This window comes from Paenibacillus sp. GL_099_B, from assembly GCF_057835695.1.
This window is the reverse complement of sequence record NZ_CM174430.1, coordinates 4,589,349-4,607,533: the sequence shown is the minus strand read 5'-3', so window position 1 is coordinate 4,607,533 and position 18,185 is coordinate 4,589,349. Positions and strand designations below refer to the sequence as shown.

General features: G+C 45.6%; 22 protein-coding genes. 20 read left to right on the top strand and 2 right to left on the bottom strand.

All coding sequences use genetic code 11. From position 1 onward, the window contains the following. Window positions 1–7 precede the first annotated feature (7 nt). Complete coding sequence (locus tag AC3ITG_RS20860; RefSeq protein ID WP_413372367.1) at window positions 8–943, bottom strand: polysaccharide deacetylase family protein; 936 nt, start codon at window positions 941–943, stop codon at window positions 8–10. A gap of 94 nt (window positions 944–1,037) precedes the next feature. Between AC3ITG_RS20860 and AC3ITG_RS20855 the strand changes: the two genes are divergently transcribed. The 18 genes from AC3ITG_RS20855 to AC3ITG_RS20770 all read left to right on the top strand — a co-directional run bounded on the left by AC3ITG_RS20855 (window position 1,038) and on the right by AC3ITG_RS20770 (window position 14,337). Beyond that, the gene (locus AC3ITG_RS20855; RefSeq protein ID WP_413372366.1) at window positions 1,038–1,394 is read left to right on the top strand and encodes a hypothetical protein; all 357 of its coding nucleotides are present in this window, start codon (window positions 1,038–1,040) and stop codon (window positions 1,392–1,394) included. 186 nt (window positions 1,395–1,580) lie between these two features. After that, on the top strand, window positions 1,581–2,195 hold the full coding sequence (locus AC3ITG_RS20850) for a genetic competence negative regulator (protein WP_413372365.1): 615 nt from the start codon (window positions 1,581–1,583) through the stop codon (window positions 2,193–2,195). A 43-nt stretch (window positions 2,196–2,238) separates the two neighbouring features. Beyond that, window positions 2,239–2,934: a glutamic-type intramembrane protease PrsW gene (prsW, locus tag AC3ITG_RS20845; RefSeq protein WP_413372364.1), complete on the top strand. Its 696-nt coding sequence runs from the start codon at window positions 2,239–2,241 to the stop codon at window positions 2,932–2,934. A gap of 117 nt (window positions 2,935–3,051) precedes the next feature. Beyond that, on the top strand, window positions 3,052–3,222 hold the full coding sequence (locus AC3ITG_RS20840) for a hypothetical protein (RefSeq protein WP_167666101.1): 171 nt from the start codon (window positions 3,052–3,054) through the stop codon (window positions 3,220–3,222). A 121-nt stretch (window positions 3,223–3,343) separates the two neighbouring features. Then, window positions 3,344–4,690, top strand: coding sequence for a germination protein YpeB (gene ypeB / locus AC3ITG_RS20835; RefSeq protein ID WP_489251234.1), 1,347 nt, complete (start codon window positions 3,344–3,346; stop codon window positions 4,688–4,690). A gap of 155 nt (window positions 4,691–4,845) precedes the next feature. Continuing rightward, a complete protein-coding gene (locus AC3ITG_RS20830; protein WP_413372362.1) occupies window positions 4,846–5,499 on the top strand; it encodes a flagellar brake protein in 654 nt (217 codons plus the stop codon). Window positions 5,500–5,568: 69 nt separating this feature from the next. After that, window positions 5,569–5,784, top strand: a complete 216-nt coding sequence (locus AC3ITG_RS20825) for a hypothetical protein (RefSeq protein WP_489251233.1) — start codon at window positions 5,569–5,571, stop codon at window positions 5,782–5,784. Window positions 5,785–5,896: 112 nt separating this feature from the next. Beyond that, the gene (gene cmk / locus AC3ITG_RS20820; protein WP_063566751.1) at window positions 5,897–6,601 is read left to right on the top strand and encodes a (d)CMP kinase; all 705 of its coding nucleotides are present in this window, start codon (window positions 5,897–5,899) and stop codon (window positions 6,599–6,601) included. Continuing rightward, window positions 6,598–7,185, top strand: a complete 588-nt coding sequence (locus tag AC3ITG_RS20815; protein ID WP_090807401.1) for a lysophospholipid acyltransferase family protein — start codon at window positions 6,598–6,600, stop codon at window positions 7,183–7,185. The genes cmk and AC3ITG_RS20815 overlap by 4 nt, the downstream gene beginning before the upstream one ends. Before the next feature lie 144 nt (window positions 7,186–7,329). Next, window positions 7,330–8,544, top strand: a complete 1,215-nt coding sequence (gene rpsA, locus AC3ITG_RS20810) for a 30S ribosomal protein S1 (RefSeq protein WP_413372360.1) — start codon at window positions 7,330–7,332, stop codon at window positions 8,542–8,544. 184 nt (window positions 8,545–8,728) lie between these two features. Further along, window positions 8,729–10,051 carry a ribosome biogenesis GTPase Der gene (gene der / locus AC3ITG_RS20805; protein WP_063566754.1) on the top strand — a complete coding sequence of 441 codons (1,323 nt, stop codon included), beginning with the start codon at window positions 8,729–8,731 and terminating at the stop codon, window positions 10,049–10,051. Window positions 10,052–10,062: 11 nt separating this feature from the next. Next, complete coding sequence (gene plsY, locus AC3ITG_RS20800) at window positions 10,063–10,686, top strand: glycerol-3-phosphate 1-O-acyltransferase PlsY (protein WP_076288925.1); 624 nt, start codon at window positions 10,063–10,065, stop codon at window positions 10,684–10,686. After that, a complete protein-coding gene (locus AC3ITG_RS20795; RefSeq protein WP_489251232.1) occupies window positions 10,679–11,719 on the top strand; it encodes an NAD(P)H-dependent glycerol-3-phosphate dehydrogenase in 1,041 nt (346 codons plus the stop codon). Before plsY ends, AC3ITG_RS20795 begins: the two co-directional genes overlap by 8 nt. 99 nt (window positions 11,720–11,818) lie before the next feature. Next, window positions 11,819–12,094: a stage VI sporulation protein F gene (locus tag AC3ITG_RS20790; RefSeq protein ID WP_301246466.1), complete on the top strand. Its 276-nt coding sequence runs from the start codon at window positions 11,819–11,821 to the stop codon at window positions 12,092–12,094. Between the two features lie 171 nt (window positions 12,095–12,265). Continuing rightward, on the top strand, window positions 12,266–12,445 hold the full coding sequence (locus AC3ITG_RS20785; protein ID WP_053780676.1) for a DUF2768 family protein: 180 nt from the start codon (window positions 12,266–12,268) through the stop codon (window positions 12,443–12,445). A gap of 83 nt (window positions 12,446–12,528) precedes the next feature. Next, window positions 12,529–13,146: a hypothetical protein gene (locus AC3ITG_RS20780; RefSeq protein ID WP_489251231.1), complete on the top strand. Its 618-nt coding sequence runs from the start codon at window positions 12,529–12,531 to the stop codon at window positions 13,144–13,146. A gap of 16 nt (window positions 13,147–13,162) precedes the next feature. Beyond that, window positions 13,163–13,516, top strand: a complete 354-nt coding sequence (locus AC3ITG_RS20775) for a 2Fe-2S iron-sulfur cluster-binding protein (protein WP_489251230.1) — start codon at window positions 13,163–13,165, stop codon at window positions 13,514–13,516. Between the two features lie 35 nt (window positions 13,517–13,551). After that, window positions 13,552–14,337: a hypothetical protein gene (locus AC3ITG_RS20770; protein WP_489251229.1), complete on the top strand. Its 786-nt coding sequence runs from the start codon at window positions 13,552–13,554 to the stop codon at window positions 14,335–14,337. A 138-nt stretch (window positions 14,338–14,475) separates the two neighbouring features. Here the strand turns inward: AC3ITG_RS20770 and AC3ITG_RS20765 are convergent, their stop codons facing one another. Continuing rightward, the gene (locus AC3ITG_RS20765; protein WP_413372353.1) at window positions 14,476–14,865 is read right to left on the bottom strand and encodes a tautomerase family protein; all 390 of its coding nucleotides are present in this window, start codon (window positions 14,863–14,865) and stop codon (window positions 14,476–14,478) included. Between the two features lie 456 nt (window positions 14,866–15,321). Between AC3ITG_RS20765 and spoIVA the strand changes: the two genes are divergently transcribed. Continuing rightward, on the top strand, window positions 15,322–16,800 hold the full coding sequence (gene spoIVA, locus AC3ITG_RS20760) for a stage IV sporulation protein A (RefSeq protein ID WP_489251228.1): 1,479 nt from the start codon (window positions 15,322–15,324) through the stop codon (window positions 16,798–16,800). Between the two features lie 217 nt (window positions 16,801–17,017). Beyond that, complete coding sequence (locus AC3ITG_RS20755; RefSeq protein ID WP_489251227.1) at window positions 17,018–18,115, top strand: sugar ABC transporter substrate-binding protein; 1,098 nt, start codon at window positions 17,018–17,020, stop codon at window positions 18,113–18,115. Window positions 18,116–18,185: the final 70 nt, after the last annotated feature.

The following is an 18,185-nucleotide window of genomic DNA, read 5'->3' as shown; positions in this document are numbered from 1 at the left end:
TGAAATTTCAACGTGCATCTAGTTCAATGGAGCGAGGGTCGACAAATGTGTAGCCTTTCTTTTCGAGTTTGGTTAATAACTCATCCAACGCTTCAACCGTCCATGGCAACTCATGCATCAAAATATTACTTCCGGGATTTAATTGATCTAGCACATTCTGAATAACTTTATCCGGTTTGTTTTTGGTGCTCTTATCCCAATCCAGAGAGCCATTGGACCATGTCATATATAACATGCCGTTTTTCTTGACTGTGGCCTTTAGTGCATCATTTCCAGAACCGAACGGCGGGCGGAAGAACTGAGGTTCCACGCCAATCGTGTCTTTCACAATCTTTTGCACATCGGTTACCTGTTTGGCGGCTGCCGTGGTGGACATTTTTTTCAGATCTTCATGATCCCACGCATGATTTCCTACCACCTGACCACGTTCATGGATGATCTTGAGCAACTCGGGATGACTTTTCACGCGGTATCCGTTAACAAAAAAAATCGCTTTCGCGTCATGTTTGTCCAAGGTGTCGATTAATCCGTTAATCATTTTTTCTTCTTTGGGCCCATCATCAAATGTCAACAAAACAACATTGCTTTCGCTTGTTTTATCGTTGGGTTTGATGTAGTAATTGGCGTTCATATGATAAGTTTTTTCAATATTAACTTCGGCTGCTTGTGACCCGGAAGTGATATCAGTTTCTTCTTTTTCTGTCGAAGATGTTTCGTCATCACTTGGTGATTCTTGATCCGAATTCGAGTCCGTTGAGGATGGGGATTCCGTGGTTTGCTTTTCGCTTGTGCCAGTGGAAGTTGGCTCGTTCTGCTGCTCCTGCGTTGAAGTATCCGATTCATTGCTGGACTTCGTGGATTCAGGTGTTGTTTCGACCTTGGTTCCACAAGCTGACAACAGCATGCATGCGATCATAATTAAGGCGGTGGTGTGTCTAATCATGCTTTCAACTCGCTTTCCTGTATTTATGCGGAATGAGATGAGGCACTCCCGCAAACACTAGTTGTGATTTTAACATTAAAAGGAGGTTGGTGTAATGAAGGCGTCATCCTTTTTCTGGGGTGTTGTAATTGGCGTAGCAGCCAGTTCTTGGCTGTCCAAAGGTAAAATGTCAATGCTGTCTTCCGGTTCATCCCGCAACATGATGAATCAGGCCAAACACAAAATGATGGAGATGACGTTCCCAGGCATGGACGGATTCAGCTCCAAGCCAAACGAACAGAGCGGAGATTCCCACAAAAGCACGCATAAAAAAAATGCAAAGCCGATCACTCCGCAGGAAAAAGAAGAGAATATGAACATGCTCAAAGATTTTATTCGCACCAATCCGGATGTTAAACATGAAGTTGAGCAAATTTTAACTCAAACAAACACAACAGTACCGGGTTTATAAACACAAACTCCCCATTAGAATCATCCACAGTCCTGTTTGATGTGGAATGATTCTTTTTTTGTCGATTTTACTTCGTGCATTTGCAGGTATAAAATGATAACATAACTACATAGATTTATTTTCAGCACATATTGTTTTGTGCTTCATAATCTGTTATAAGACTTGCTTATAAAGGGGAGATCCTGTATGAAAATAGAACGATTAAGTCACGATAAGATACGGATTTTCCTGACCTTTGACGATCTGAGCGAGCGCGGAATACAAAAAGAAGATATGTGGCAGGAAATACCTAGAGTTCATGAACTGTTCACTGAAATGATGGACCAGGCCTATTCCGAACTTGGATTTGATGCTACAGGTCCACTTGCTGTCGAAGTATTCGCACTTCCCGCTCAAGGGATGGTTGTCATTGTCACCCGGGGGAAATATGATCCGCAACAATATGGTTCAGGTAATGAGGATGATCTGCCTGAAGAAGTATATGAGATGGAAGTTACACTTGAGCAAAGCGATTCCATTGTCTATGCATTCAAAGATTTTGAAGTGCTAATTGAGGCTGCACATATGTTGCGTCAGCACGTAACGGATGCTGGAAGACTCTATTCCTATAAAGACAAGTGGTTTTTGCATTTTGAACCGGATGACTTGGATTCCACCAAACATGCAGCATTGATTGCGTTGCTTGCTGAATTCGGTGAAGGATCTTCGGTTACCCCTGCCGTCATGGAAGAGTACGGAAAGGTTGTTATGCCTGAGCAAGCGGTTGAGGTTATTTGCACCCACTTCAAGCGTCAGGAGTAAGCTCTAGTTGTAATCGCGCCTTTAGTCAGAGGAGGGAATTTCGGTGCTTTTGTTTTCGGTTTTAGCGGCAGCAGTAGCTCCGGGTCTCGCCTTGTTAACATACTTTTATCTGAAAGACCGTTATGACTCTGAACCTCTTCACATGGTATTTCGAGTCTTCCTCATGGGGATTCTGATGGTATTGCCTGTGATGATTATTCAGCGTGGCATGATGATCTGGCTTGGAGATAATCCTTATGTTGAAGCCATCCTGATTTCAGGTGGGGTTGAAGAGTTCGTCAAATGGTTTGTGATATACCATATTATCTATAACCATACCGAATTTGACGAACCTTATGATGGGATTCTATACTCCGTTGCTGTTTCACTCGGATTTGCTACGGTTGAGAATGTGTTGTATGCCTTTGCGGGGAACGCTTCTGTCTCAGCTATGTTCATTCGTGCTTTGCTTCCTGTATCGGGTCACGCCATGTTTGCAGTAATTATGGGTTATTACATGGGGCGGGCCAAGTTCACAGATGGCAAGAAAAAACGTTGGTTTCTTACGCTTTCACTCGTTTTGCCGTTCTTCTGGCATGCACTTTACGATGTCATTATGAATACCATGGTGAATCATTGGTTATGGTTCATTGCGCCGTTAATGGCAGGATTATGGTACGGAGCGATGGGCAAGATTACAAGGGCCAACAATCGTTCTCCTTTTCGTTTTGTGAAGCGTGAGGAAGAGATTAAATTATAAAAATACGGACACACTGGTGGACATGGAGCGCGACCTGCGCCTGATGCCCCGGTGTGTTTTTTTTGTTGCAACAATAAAAATTCCCGGGGAAAGACAAATAGAAACGGGGAAAGCGTGATGAGAATCAAAATTAAAATCAGATGCAAACAATGTGGAGAACGTTTTACGCTGCGAGGCAAGAAGGAACGAGGGAGAATTGAGACTGGTTTTAAACAGTGTTTGTGTGATAACCGGGATCAGTTCGAAATTGAGGAAGATGGCGGCACAACCTGGGTGCAATTGAATTAAACAAGCGATTTGGACCATGCCTGATAAGCCCGTCATTGGACAGACTGGAAATCGCATGCATAAGAGGTCTTTCTTCGATCCACAATAGAGGTAGTGGCTTAGAAGAAAGGAGACTCAACCGATGTATAAACGTTTAAGTTCAGTTATGTTTCCGATATTTGCAGTTCTGCTAGTCGGTGCTCTCGTATGGGGATACCAAGAGAACCAGGAGAAAAATGCCATTCTGATCAAGGCAGAGAATCAATATCAGCGTGCTTTTCACGATTTATCTTTTCATATGGACAAATTGCACTCGGAGATTGGGAATACACTGGCAGTTCATGCTACGTCCCAAGGGATGCATCGCAAAGGTCTGATGAATGTATGGCGACTTACCAGTGAAGCGCAGAATGAAATTAACCAATTGCCGCTTACGATGCTGCCCTTCAATGAGACGGAAGATTTTCTCTCCCGCATCTCCAACTTTGCTTATCAGGCGTCCATGCGTGATCTGACGAACGAACCTTTAAGTGAAAAAGAAATGGGCAACTTGAAAAAACTGTATGCGAATTCATCCGAGATCACTAAAAATCTGCAGGATGTACAGCAGAAAGTCATTTCTGACCGTTTACGCTGGATGGATGCCGAGTCAGTTATGGCAACGGAAGAGCAAACGATGGACAACACCATCGTGGATGGATTCCGGACAGTCAACAAAAAGGTACAGGAATACCCTGAACTTGACTGGGGTCCTTCAGTCTCCAGCATTTATGCCAAACGTTCGGTGAAAAAGCTGGATGGCTTACCGATGACCAAAGACCAGATCCAAACTAAAGCTGCAAAGTTTTCCAATGCTGAACACGGCAAGATTCAAATACAGGAAAATGGTAAAGGTACAGATTGGGAATCGTACACAGCCACGATTGATCAATCCAAAGACAGTAAATTGAGTATGGACTTCACCCGTAATGGCGGTCTGCTCATCTCTTACAGTGACACTCGCCCAATCGGGACGAAGAAAGTAACACGTAAGGAAGCCATGTCAAAAGCGGATCGATTCCTTTCCAATAAGGGTTACAAAGATATGAAGGCAGTCAATTATGATGAGTTTGGCAATCTCGGTAACCTGACCTATGTGCGCAAACAAGGCGATACACTGATTTATCCAGAAAAAATGTCTGTTCGGGTGGGCCTCGATAATGGGGATGTTACCGGCTTCCAGGCAAGTGATTTTGTATATGAGCATCAGAAGAAGCGGGAGATTCCAAAAGCTGCGCTCACTGTTGAACAGGCCCGCAAAAAGCTGAATCCGGAATTCAAGGAGAGCTATGCTCGTAAATCACTCATTAAGAATGATTACAGCAAAGAAGTTCTGTGTTACGAATTCGGTGGACGCATCAATGGTGCAAAATATAAAATTTACATCAACGCCGATACAGGTATGGAAGAAGCCGTTGAGGAAATCAAACCGGTGAATGAGACCACATAACATCAAGAAACCGGTAGGCTGTTAAATTGCAAATAGTTAACTGAACAGGCCACGCAGTGGTCTGTTTTTTGTTGTCCACTATGAGAAAGGTCATGGTATAATAGTCCTTGTACATACGATTACGAAGATAAAAAGCTAAGGTGGCGGTGAACAGCTTGTTTCCCAAAATAAATGAAGTTTTATACATCCAGATTGCCTCTGCAGATGAAAAAGAGGAAAGCAAAGAATATAAATCACGTATAGCTGATGTGGATGACAATAGTTTCCTGATCGAAGTTCCGATGCAACAGGGAAGCAGTCGGTTGAAAAGGTTGTTTTTTGGTGAGGAATTGTCCATTTCTTATATTACGGAAGACGGGGTTCGTCATTATTTCAACACGTATGTGACCGGATTTGAAGAAGATGTAGTTCGGCTTGTACGAATTCGCAAGCCCTTGCCGGACGACATTACCAAAATCCAGCGTCGCAGTTTTCTGCGTGTTCATGCAAACCTTGAAATGGCCATCCAGGGTGAAGATCTGACCCGTGCTGTGGGCTTGACTGAAGATATTGGCGGCGGGGGATTGTCCATTTATGGGGAACCCAGTTTTGCTATTGCGGAAGGACAGAAGCTGAAATGCTGGTTGCTTATTCCTTATCGGAATGCAGCGATTGAACATGCGAATTTTGAAGCTGAAGTGGTACGGATCAAAACACTGGAAACAGGCAGACAGCTATGCATGTTAAAGTTTGTGCAGATTACGGATTCGGAACGACAGAAGATCATCAAGTTTTGTTTTGAAAGGCAATTGGATTATCGAACGAAATAAAGATGGTGATTGTCTGGGATAGAAAGGGACAATGGTGGGCACTGTAATGGAAAAACGGAGGATTAGGTTGTGAACAATCGCCATGCATCCCGCAGATACGAGCGACTATATTATGTTTTATCCAAGCGAATGGAAAGAAGAGCTTTGATGCTGATTACAGTTCTTCTTATTCTGCTTGTGACCTATCAGTTATTACTTCTTGTACCTGATATGAAAAAGAATATGACCTCCATTGATCGTCTGGAAGGAACACCAATTCAGATGCAAACGGTACACGAACAATAGCATCACTGATTTGTCTGTTTTTGCATCCATGTGTATAGTGTGGTATAATTTTGACGATGCAGGCAATGCCTGTTTTTTTATTGAGGCTTATCGTTTGAGGAGGAATGCCCCGTTGGCAAGCCAGAACACATCAGAGAACGGGAAGATGAACGTCGCAATTGACGGACCTGCCGGTGCCGGGAAAAGCACGGTGGCCCGATTGGTTGCAGAGGCGCTCGCGTATATATACGTCGATACAGGCGCAATGTATCGTGCGGTAACCTTGCATATGCTTCGAAAAGGTATTTCACCGGAAGATGTGCCAGAGGTGCTTCAGGAAACCCAAAAGCTGGTCATTGATTTACAACCGGATCCCGACGGACAGAAAGTGTTCTGTAATGGGGAAGATGTAACCTCGGAAATCCGCTCCCGTGAAGTGACGGGAATCGTGTCCCGATATGCGCAAATCGAGGGGCTGCGTACGCAATTGGTGGATACACAGCGGCAAATGGCTTTGCGCAAGGGCGTCGTCATGGATGGACGCGATATCGGAACGACAGTATTGCCCGACGCGGAAGTGAAAATCTTCATGACTGCCAGTGTGGAAGAGCGTGCACTTCGCCGCTTCAAAGAACTGGACCCCTCAGAAGGACTGACGTTGCAGCAACTTGAGCGAGACATTGCCACCCGTGACAAACTGGATGAAAGTCGGGAAATATCCCCGCTTCGTTGTGCTGAGGACGCTACTGTGCTCGATACAACCGAGATGAGCATCCATGAAGTGGTTGACAAAATCGTGTCTTATTGCACAATGGTCAGAGGAGAGATCGGTCTATGATTTACACATTTTGCAGCACATTACTGCGGATCATTTACACCATTCTTTTCCGCCTGGAGGCAGTTGGACGGGAGAACATCCCGAAAGAAGGCGGCGTACTTTTATGTTCTAATCATATCAGTAACTTTGATCCTCCAACGGTTGGTATCAAGATTCGTCGTCAGGTGCGTTTCATGGCCAAAAGCGAATTGTTTGATATTCCGGTCTTAGGCCGAATTATTAAAGCCGTAGGCGCTTTCCCCGTTAAACGTGGAGGCGTCAGCAAGGAATCCATCAAGACCTCACTCAACATTTTGCGTGGTGGTGAAGTGCTTGGCATTTTTCCTTCGGGAAGCCGACACAATGATGGTGGCATCGGCAAAAAAGGAGCAGCGAGCTTCGCTCTCCGAAGTGGTGCTACAGTTATTCCTACTGCTATTATCGGTAACTACAAGGTTTTTCGTAAGATGAAAGTTGTGTATGGAGCACCAGTGAATTTGGACGAGTTCAAGGAAGATCCTTCCGGCGATGCGCTGGAAAGAGCGACGGAGAAGATTATGTCCAAAATTAATGAAATGGTGCAAACAGGCGTACCGAGCAAGTGAGTAAGGTGGCGTCGGACAACTGAGTGCATGTTTCCATTTTTTTGAGGGAAGCTATGCTATGCATTCAGTTCTGAAAGTGTTTTGAACTCTGCTACAGGCAGGTTTGAATATAATGGGGTTTTTGAATTGAGGAGGGTATTTGACATGTCGGAAGAAATGAAAAATCAAGAAGCAACCCAAGATGAGTTGGATCAATTCGTTTCCTTGAAAAAAGGAGATACCGTAAAAGGAACCATCGTCAAATTGGAAGATAACCAAGCCTATGTGAGCATTGGATATAAATATGACGGTGTAATTCCAATTCGTGAACTGTCTTCCCTACACGTAGACAGCGCGTCTGATGCAGTTGAAGTTGGACAAGAAGTTGAAGCTAAAGTACTTAGCATCGACGACGAGAAAGAAAAACTCGTTCTGTCCAAACGTGCAATCGACAGCGAAAACGCTTGGGATCAATTGCAAAAGCATTTTGAAGACCAAGACGTATTCGAAGTTGTTGTAGCTGACGTTGTTAAAGGCGGTCTGGTAGCAGACGTGGGCGTACGCGGATTTATCCCGGCTTCCATGGTAGAGCGCCATTTCGTTGAAGATTTCAACGATTACAAAGGACGCACATTGCGTGTTAAAGTGAAAGAGATCGACCGTGAGAACAACAAAGTGATCCTTTCCCAAAAAGACGTACTTGAGCAAGAATTCGAAGCAAACAAAGCTACTGTTATGGCTGGTTTGCAAGAAGGTCAAGTCATCGAAGGTACGGTACAACGCTTGACTCAATTCGGTGCTTTCGTTGATGTAGGCGGAGTAGACGGATTGGTTCACGTATCTGAGCTGGCTTGGACACACGTTGACAAACCATCGGACGTTCTGTCTGAAGGCGATAAAGTAAACGTAAAAGTGCTGAAAGTTGATCCTGAAAAAGGTAAAATCAGCTTGAGCATGAAAGCTGTTCAACCAGGTCCTTGGGAAACAGCTGGCGACAAATTCAACTCTAGCGATATCGTAACAGGTGTTGTAAAACGTCTGGTTGACTTCGGTGCTTTTGTTGAAATCGCTCCTGGTGTTGAGGGACTTGTGCATATCTCGCAAATCTCACACAAACATATTGGCACTCCGCACGAAGTGTTGAAAGAAGGACAAGAAGTTCAAGTTAAAATCTTGGACATGAATCCTTCTGAGCAACGTGTAAGCCTGAGCATCAAGGAAACTGAAGAAGCTCCTGCTCAAGCGCCAAAATCAGAAAGACCTGCAAGAAACAATGCTCCACGTGAAGAAATCAACAACCCGAACGTTTCCTTGAGCAATCAAGGTCTGAGCATCACGCTCGGCGAGCGCTTCGGTGACAAACTCAGCAAATTCAAATAAGTTATACATGCATGGTTCTTAGTTATATACTGCATATTTTGCTGAACAATAAAAGCAAGATCGGCGAGCCCCAGCGGGTTCGCCGATTGTTTTTATTGCGAGTATAACGGCATGAAACGTTAGCCAAGACAGGTGTTTTTTGCTATGATGAGTATCGTAAGTATGGACAGGAGGAGTGGAATGTATGGCAAGACCCGTTGTGGCAATTGTCGGGCGACCGAATGTGGGCAAATCCACCATTTTTAATCGGATCATCGGCGACAGATTGGCCATTGTGGAAGACAAGCCGGGCATTACCCGTGACCGTATCTACGGAATCGGCGAATGGAACGGTAAACCATTTAGCATTATCGATACAGGTGGTATCGAAATCGACGGCGAGGACGTCATTTTAAAATCAATCCGGATGCAGGCAGAGCTCGCCATTGAAGAAGCGGATGTTATTGTATTCATGTGTGATGCAAAAGCAGGGATTACGCAATCTGATGAAGAAGTCGCAGAGATGTTGTACCGCTCAGGCAAGCCTATCGTTGTAGCCGTTAACAAAGTGGATAATATCGGGCGCAGTGAGCTCATTTATGAGTTTTATGGATTTGGATTTGGTGATCCAATCGGAGTATCGGGAAGTCATGGTACAGGTGTAGGTGATTTGCTCGACGCCATCGTAGAGAAATTGCCTGAACTTGAGGAAGAGACTTACGATGACGATGTCATTCGTGTAGCTCTGATCGGACGTCCTAACGTGGGTAAATCTTCATTGGTGAACGCCATTTTGGGCGAAGAACGTGTTATTGTCAGTGATGTTGCTGGAACGACGCGGGACGCGATCGATACACCGTTTGAAAAAGACGGTCAGCGCTATGTGCTGATTGATACAGCAGGTATGCGTAAACGTGGTAAAGTCTATGAAACCACGGAGAAATACAGCGTAATGCGTGCGATGCGTGCCATTGAGCGTGCAGATGTTGTTCTGATTGTAATTAATGGCGAAGAAGGCATTATTGAGCAGGACAAGCATATTGCAGGTTATGCATTCGAAGCAGGTAAAGCTTCCATGTTTGTTGTGAACAAATGGGACGTTGTAGAGAAGTCTGATAAAACAATGAATGAGTTTGAGAAAAAAATTCGGGATCATTTCCTGTTTATGACTTACGCTCCGGTTGTATTTTTGTCAGCCAAGACAAAACAACGCTTACAAAAATTATTGCCTGTTGTGCAACGTGTAGCACAGCAGCATACTATGCGTGTTCAGACGCATCTGCTTAACGATGTAGTATCTGATGCAGTCGCGATTAATCCGCCACCAACGGATAAAGGGCGCAGAATGCGAATCAACTATGTGACTCAGGTTGCAGTTAAACCTCCGACCATGGTTATTTTTGTGAACGATCCGGAATTGATGCACTTTTCTTATGAACGTTACCTGGAGAATAAAATCCGTGCAGCGTTTGATTTTGAAGGGACGCCAATTCGCATATTTACTCGGAGGAAGTCCGACGAAGGTTAGGGGAGAAGTTTGTGATTTTACAAATCGCAGCGATTGTACTGAGCTATCTGCTCGGTTCAATCAGCTTTAGTGTCCTCCTTGCAAAAGCACTACGGGGGATTGATATCCGTCAACACGGAAGCGGAAATGCAGGAGCTACCAATACTTTGCGGATATTGGGTAAAGGACCGGCAATTCTGGTACTGCTGTTGGATGTACTCAAAGGTATTGCGGCCGTTTGGATTGGGGTTTGGTTCAGCAATGGTTCCGATTGGATTCCTGCACTTAGTGGTATAGCTGCCATTGCAGGACATAACTGGCCGCTGTACTTCCGTTTCCGTGGAGGAAAAGGAATTGCTACAGCGATCGGTGTGCTCGTAACTCTTGCACTTATTCCTGCGCTATGCGCCGGAGTATTTGCCATCCTGTCCATCGTATTGACACGATATGTTTCATTGGGTTCCCTTATTTTTGTAGCTTTGACACCGCTCTTCATCCTTGTGTTACCCGGATATTCGATGAGTATCTTCTGGGGAAGTCTGATTATTTGTCTGTTTGCGTTCTGGAGACATCGTACCAATATTGCGAAGCTCGCCAAAGGACAGGAAAATAAATTGGGATCGAAAAACCCTGGAGGGGGAAAACGCGTTGTCTAAAAAAGTTGCTGTTCTGGTTGCAGGTAGTTGGGGGACTGCACTCGCCAGTGTATTGGCTGCCAATCAGCTGGATGTGATCATGTGGACTCGTGGTGAAGACCAGGCCGCAGAGATCAATAATAAACATACAAACCAACGCTTCCTTCCCGATGCAGAACTGTCACCCCGTATCCAGGCAACAACGGATATGGCAACGGCAGTTGAAGGGGCTTCAGCTGTGTTAATTGTTGCTCCTTCATCGGCGATGCGTTCGGTTGCTCATCAGCTTAAGGCCTATTACAAACCGGAAATGTTAATCATTCATGCAACCAAGGGATTTGAGACAGAAAGCCTGAAACGCATGTCCACGGTCATTTCGGAAGAACTTGATTGTGAAGAAGGACATATCGTTGTACTTTCTGGTCCAAGCCATGCGGAAGAAGTGGTTAAGCGTTGCCCAACAACGGTTGTTGTGGCATCACTGGATAAAGCTTCTGCCGAGGCAGCCCAAGGTTTATTTATGAATGCTTATTTCCGTGTGTACACGAATCGAGATATGATCGGTGTAGAACTGGCGGGAGCGTTCAAAAATATTATCGCGCTGGGAGCAGGTATGTCAGACGGGCTTAACTTTGGTGACAATGCCAAAGCAGCGTTGCTAACACGTGGGCTGGCCGAGATCACACGCATAGGTGTGGAGATGGGAGCGAATCCGCTCACGTTCTCCGGACTTGCAGGGATCGGCGATTTGGTCGTGACCGCGACTAGTCAGCACAGCCGTAACTGGAGAGCCGGTTCCTTGCTGGGCAAAGGACAGAAGCTGGACGATGTTTTGAATTCCATGGGCATGGTTGTGGAAGGAATTCGGACCACGCAGGCTGCCCACTTTATTTCTCAGAAATACGGTGTGCAAATGCCGATTGCAGATCAGCTTTATCATGTTCTTTTTCAGGAGAGACAGCCGCGGGATGCGGTTGAAGCCTTGATGGGACGTGATCCCAAGACCGAAATGGAAGTCATGACGCTTGAAACTTGGGAACAATGGCATTCCTGATGGTAGCGTAGGCAGCTTTCCCGAAATGAGAAGCTTATTCACCTTTTTTGCGGTGCACTCATATTATACACATGAGTATTGCCGGAGGAGGGGAGACGAATGGCTAACAACATTTCCAAGGAAGCGCTGAAAGCGATCAACAAAAAAGCAGGGAAATCGATTACGGAAGGTGCCGTCAAGAAATTGGCGAGTACAGTAAAACCGTCCACCATGCAGAATGAAGCTCAGTTGCGCCAACTGATCAAGCAAGTATCCGCCATGGCAAAAGTGCCGGTATCTGAGGATACAGTTCAGGATATCGTGAGTGCCGTCAAAAAAAGCGGATTAAACCCAAACAGTATGGAATCATTAATGAAAATGATGATGAAAAAATAATAGATCGCGCCTGCTATGCAGGCGATCGAGCAAGACAAAAAGTCGAGTCGGCATCTGCCGGCTTGCTTTTTGTCTTTTTTTTGGAAATCTGAGCGATGTTTCGTGTTATAATAGTTGCAATTGTCACAGTGTCAGTGATGAATAACGGACTGAAGGGGAGAACTCTGGATTATGAACGCGATGGACAAGATGTGGCTTTCATTGGTCGCAATCCTCATTATGGGACTATCTGTATTCCTGATTACGTTTGCTCGATCCAAAACGAAAGGCATTGTACGTGGGATTCTTTCTTTAATTGCTTTTCTCATTATGCTGATTGGCTTTTTCGGCGGAATAGCTTCTCTGACCTGATCTTTCTCGCCTGAGAGATAACATCCGCATAAACACATCATAAGAACTGACACAACGAAAACGGATGAAGGGAAGGTGAGCCGATGAGGCCGCATGAAACGGAGGATCGTACAGAGCGCTATCCGGAATTACACGCGGCTTTGCTGGAAACGGCGAAAGCCTGGGATACAGAGCCTTATACGTGGTTGCTTGGGGGAAGCTGTGGGTTGTTGCTACAACAGGTGGAATTACAGCAGGCTCCCAGAGATATTGACATTTACGCTGATATCACCGCTGCGAAGTTGCTGCATAAATCTGCGCCTGGAATGATGCTGGACGAGCCTGTCGTAGATAAGACTGGACCTTATGCCTCGCTACTCAGTCATTATCAGGTAGGGACTTGTGCCTTGGAACTGGTTGGGGGTTTCGAAGTATGGTCACGTAAAAGTTGGTACCGCATTGAAATTGAGCATGTATTGGCCGAGTATGCACCTGAAGCCAAAGTAGGTTCTTACACATTACGTCTAATGCCGCTTGCTCATGAGCTGTTGTTCAATCTGATGAGAGGCCGTGCTGATCGTTATGAACCCATTGCAAGACAGATTCGGCAGATGCCCGAAGTACATCAACCTCTAATGACTTTATTGGGGCAGCAAAATATATGGACAAGCCGATTCAGAGCAGAAGTGGAAGAGCTTGTTGGCTTCGACTGGCCTCAGTAGGTTGGGAGGAAGAGTTATGGATTACAATATTACATTTTTACCGCAAAATAAAACGATTCGGCTAAAGCCAGGGGTAACGCTGTTAAACGCTGCACGCCGTGCAGGGGTGAAGATAGCAACGCGATGTGATGGAAAGGCAGCTTGCCTGATGTGTAAGGTGAAAGTGGATTCGGAACATCTTGCAGCGCTGCATCCACCAACAGATGCGGAGAAACGTAAGCTGGGTTCCCTGCTGGATGAAGGCACCCGGCTGTCATGTCAGGCGAAGGTACGGGGATCGGTGACGGTTCATGTTCCAGAGGATCCCCTGAAGGCAGCGATTCGTAAACAATTGGAACGTCAGCAGCAGGAAGAGGACGATTGGTTCTAAGAATACCTGAGTGGAACGATTCAAGGAGGATACGGATGAACGAGAACATGACGAAGAACGTGAAACCAAGAGGGAAGAGGCGTCACTTGCAGAAGATGTCTTGTCTACTCTTATTCCTATTGTTTGCTATTACAGCAACGGGGTGTATGTATCAATCCCAGAGTAATCCCGATCCCAAAATAGCTTATAGGGAAAGCGTAAGCCGTATTCAAACTGCGGTAGAAGCATTCCAACAGGATCAGGGGATTTTGCCCATGGTCAATGCAGATATGGAAACACCTAAATATGAAAAATTCAGAGTCGATCTGTCCAAGCTGAAACAGCAGGGGTATCTGGATGAAATACCGGGCACTGCGTTTGAGAGTGGTGGGAGCGCTTACTTTCTCATTCAGGATGAAGAAGTGAAGCCAACCGTCAAAGTTATGGATCTTCAAACCGTGCAGAAAGTAAATGATGTTCAGCGAATGGTCAACCAGTACAAGTCCGTACATAACAATCAGCTGCCAAGTGGGGAAGAACTGTATCCAGGTCTATACGCGGTAGATATGGAACAAGCCGCACAGGCTGGTGCCCCATCGGTTACACTGAATAGTGTATATTCGGGTCAGGAGCTGCCGTTCATGATGGATGACGAGGGCAATGTCTATGTGGATTATGCTTTTGACATTATGCAGGCTATAGAGAAGTCAGATAGTCTTCCAACGAAAATGGAAGATATGCGTGAATTCTTGCTGGAGCATTCTTACTTTGTCCCTGTAAAATCGGTCGCCTACACCTGGCAGAATAACACCCCAGTTGCAAAAAGTAATAATGAGAGTTAATTCGATCGAGTGTTACGCAATACAATGATTGGCCTTAAGATTAAAAAAGAGATATTCCGCATCATGGGATATCTCTTTCTTGTATATTGGTTTATAGTCACATCATATGGTCCATAAGCTACATTTAGATTACTTTGTTTAGACCTCCACTTTATAACTCAAGTCAAGTTCATCGCCGCGTAATCCCCGAATACCCCAATGATTGCGAGGTGTTTCAAATATGGTAATTTCCACATCATTGGGCGACAATTTCAACTGTTCATTCATTCGTGTGAATAATTGCTGAATGAGTTCTTTCTTGACTTGATCTGTTCGGCCTTCGAACATGCTGATTTCAATAATGGTATAACCAGCTGAACGATCGGAGGGAAAGAGAAAATCATCCGTGTCCATGGGAAAGTAACGATGAAACTTCTTGTTCTCCGGTAATCCCACAACATCCACCATAACGGAGTGTATGACTTGTGAAAGCTGCGCTTTCAATGGGCTCAGATGCTCACCTAGTCCATATACTTTAATCTGTGCCATGCTCATCTCACCTTTCTCAGCTCGTTATCTCTGCTCTTCTCTGCTAAAAAAATGCCTTACCCTCACAGTATACCTCCTGAATGGCTTGAACGGTACCACGAAAACCAAATCAACGAACCGGCATAAAAGCTTCGTCACGCTCATAAAGTAGATTGAAATAAAGACGCGCAGTCCGAGAGCGGGGCGATTCTCTTAAGGCAACTACCTTGAGAAAAAAACAAAAATACGCGTCATAATGCTGCATACGGATACATAAGATGATACTAGTCCAATTGCATGTACGAGTTAACGCCGCTTTCGCCGGTTTCATCAGAATGCAACGTTCGGCGGCGGACGACTTCCGGGCACTCACAAAGGCGGCTCTACCGTTGCAGGGATTTCAGTCTTCTGATTGAAAAAACGAAGCGGATGCTCTTTAGCATTTTTCCTTCGGAGTAATTTAGGGAGGGGATTTCATTGGAGAAAGTGGACATTTTTAAGGACATTGCCGAGCGGACCGGAGGGGATATCTATCTCGGGGTTGTCGGCGCAGTCCGGACAGGTAAATCAACATTTATCAAACGTTTCATGGAAACAATCGTCTTGCCGAACATTACAAATGAGGCAGACCGTGCGCGGGCAGTGGATGAACTCCCGCAAAGTGCGGCAGGCAAAACGATCATGACTACGGAACCGAAATTCGTACCCAATAACGCGGTTCAAATCAAGGTTGCCGAGGGACTGGATGTCAATGTGCGCCTTGTGGATTGTGTAGGTTACGCGGTGGAAGGAGCGAAGGGATACGAGGACGAGAATGGTCCACGTATGATCTCCACACCATGGTTCGAAGAACCCATTCCGTTCCAGGAAGCAGCCGAGATTGGCACACGCAAAGTCATTCAGGAGCATTCCACGCTGGGCGTTGTGGTCACAACTGACGGTACGATTGCGGAGATTGCCCGGAGTTCCTATGTTGAATCAGAGGAACGTGTCATTGCCGAACTGAAGGAAGTAGGCAAACCGTTTGTACTAGTGATCAACTCGACTCGCCCTCGCAGTGAAGAAGTGCTGCAGTTGCGCAGTGAGCTTGCTGCTAAGTATGACATTCCGGTCATGACACTCAGTGCAGCTACAATGACAGAAGATGATGTGACAGGTGTGCTTCGCGAAGTGCTGTATGAGTTCCCTGTACATGAAGTGAATGTGAATCTGCCGAGCTGGGTGATGGTGCTGAATGAAAACCACTGGCTGCGCAGCAACTACGAAAATTCCGTTCGCGACACGGTTAAGGATATTCGCAGGCTGCGTGACGTGGATCGGGTTGTTGCTCAGTTCATGGAATACGAATTCATCGACCGAGCCGGTCTGAGTGGTATGAACATGGGGCAGGGTGTGGCAGAAATCGATCTGTATGCACCGGATGAATTATACGATCAGATCCTCGTGGAAGTTGTTGGTATTGAAATTCGAGGCAAGGATCATCTGCTGCAGTTGATGCAGGAATTCTCCCATGCGAAGAGGGAGTACGATCGCTTCGCTGAGGCGCTGGAGATGGTCAAAACGACCGGCTACGGTATCGCAGCTCCATCCCTCGCCGAGATGGCACTGGATGAGCCAGAACTCATCCGGCAGGGTACCAAATTCGGCGTCCGTTTGAAAGCAACCGCACCATCCATTCACATGATCCGGGTCGATGTGGAATCGGAGTTTGCACCGATTATCGGAACGGAAAAACAGAGTGAGGAACTGGTGAGGTACTTGATGCAGGACTTCGAGAACGATCCGATCAAGGTATGGGATTCAGATATGTTCGGTCGTTCGCTGCATTCCATCGTGAGAGAAGGAATTCAGGGTAAAATTGCGATGATGCCAGATAACGCACGATACAAATTGCAAGAGACACTAGGACGTATCATTAACGAAGGTTCAGGTGGATTAATCGCCATAATTCTGTAAGTCCAAAAGGCCGTAGGGGTACCCCTCGCGGTCTTTTTCTTATTTTATTTTCATGATTCTGGATGAACTGGATAAGATACTTTAGTTTCGAATAAAAACTTAGCGAGTTTTAGCTTTAAATTACTAAAACCCATTTACATACTAGGGATTAGCCGTTATATTAATATTCAACTATTGTGATCGAGATCACAGAGAGTGTGAACAGGGGGAGAAAGAGATGAGAGGGAAAAATACAAAATGGGTATGGTTGAGTGTGTTGCTTGTATTTACACTAGCGCTGTCTGCTTGCGGAATTAAAAAAGAACCTGCTTCAACTGCAGCTTCCGGCGCAGCAGAGGACAAGCCTCAAACCGAAGCAGTAACAGGTCCACTCAGTGGAAAGCGAATTGCACTGATTATGGAATTTAACACAGGTACGTTCTCACAACAATACGTGCAAGGGGTTAAAGAAGAAATCGAAAAATTCGGAGGACAACTGACTACGTTTGTCGCCGATAATGATAAAGCCAAAATGGTATCGTTGCTCGATAGCGCAATTAACCAGAAATTCGATGCCATTCTAACGGATCATGGGGATTCCTTGCTGACGCCGGGCGTGAAAAAGGCAGTAAAACAAAACATTCCGGTTGTTGTGTTCGATGCAGACATTAGTGTTCCGGGAGCAACAGTGTTGTCCCAGGATGATCAAAAGATGGCTGAACTTACGCTGGAGCAAATGAAAAAAGATATTAACGGACAAGGAAATATCGTAAAAGTATGGGTTGCCGGCTTTGCACCAATGGAACGTCGTCAGGTTGCTTATGGCAAGTTCCTGAAAGAGAACCCGGACATTAAGGAGATTGCAACGTTTGGTTCAGCACAGAACCCGGCGCTGGATACACAAGCCAAAATGGAAGCGATTCTGAAGCAATATCCAAAAGGTGAAATTACAGCGGTATGGACTGCATGGGATGAGTTCGCTAAAGGTGCAGCACGTGCCATTCAGCAAGCAGGACGTGACGAGATCAAGGTATATGGTATTGACATGAGTGATGAAGACTTGCAGATGATCCAAGATCCGAAAAACCCTTGGGTAGCTTCTGCAGCGGTTGATCCAACAGACATTGGGCGTGTTCAAGTTCGTTATGCATACCAGAAGCTGAATGGGGATGAGACAGAGGATCAAGTGGTTCTCAACCCGGTTTATGTACAGCGTGATGCGCTGCCTGACAAACAAATCTCTACTTCAGAGCTGTCCGAGTATGTGGAGGGATGGGGAGGAAGTACACAGGGAATCAAGGATTGGATGTCTGAATACGGAGTTACTGCTAAATAAAACAGCGTAACGGAGGCGCGCCGCAAGGCGCGCTTTTTCCAACCATGATGGAATATAACTATATGAGAAT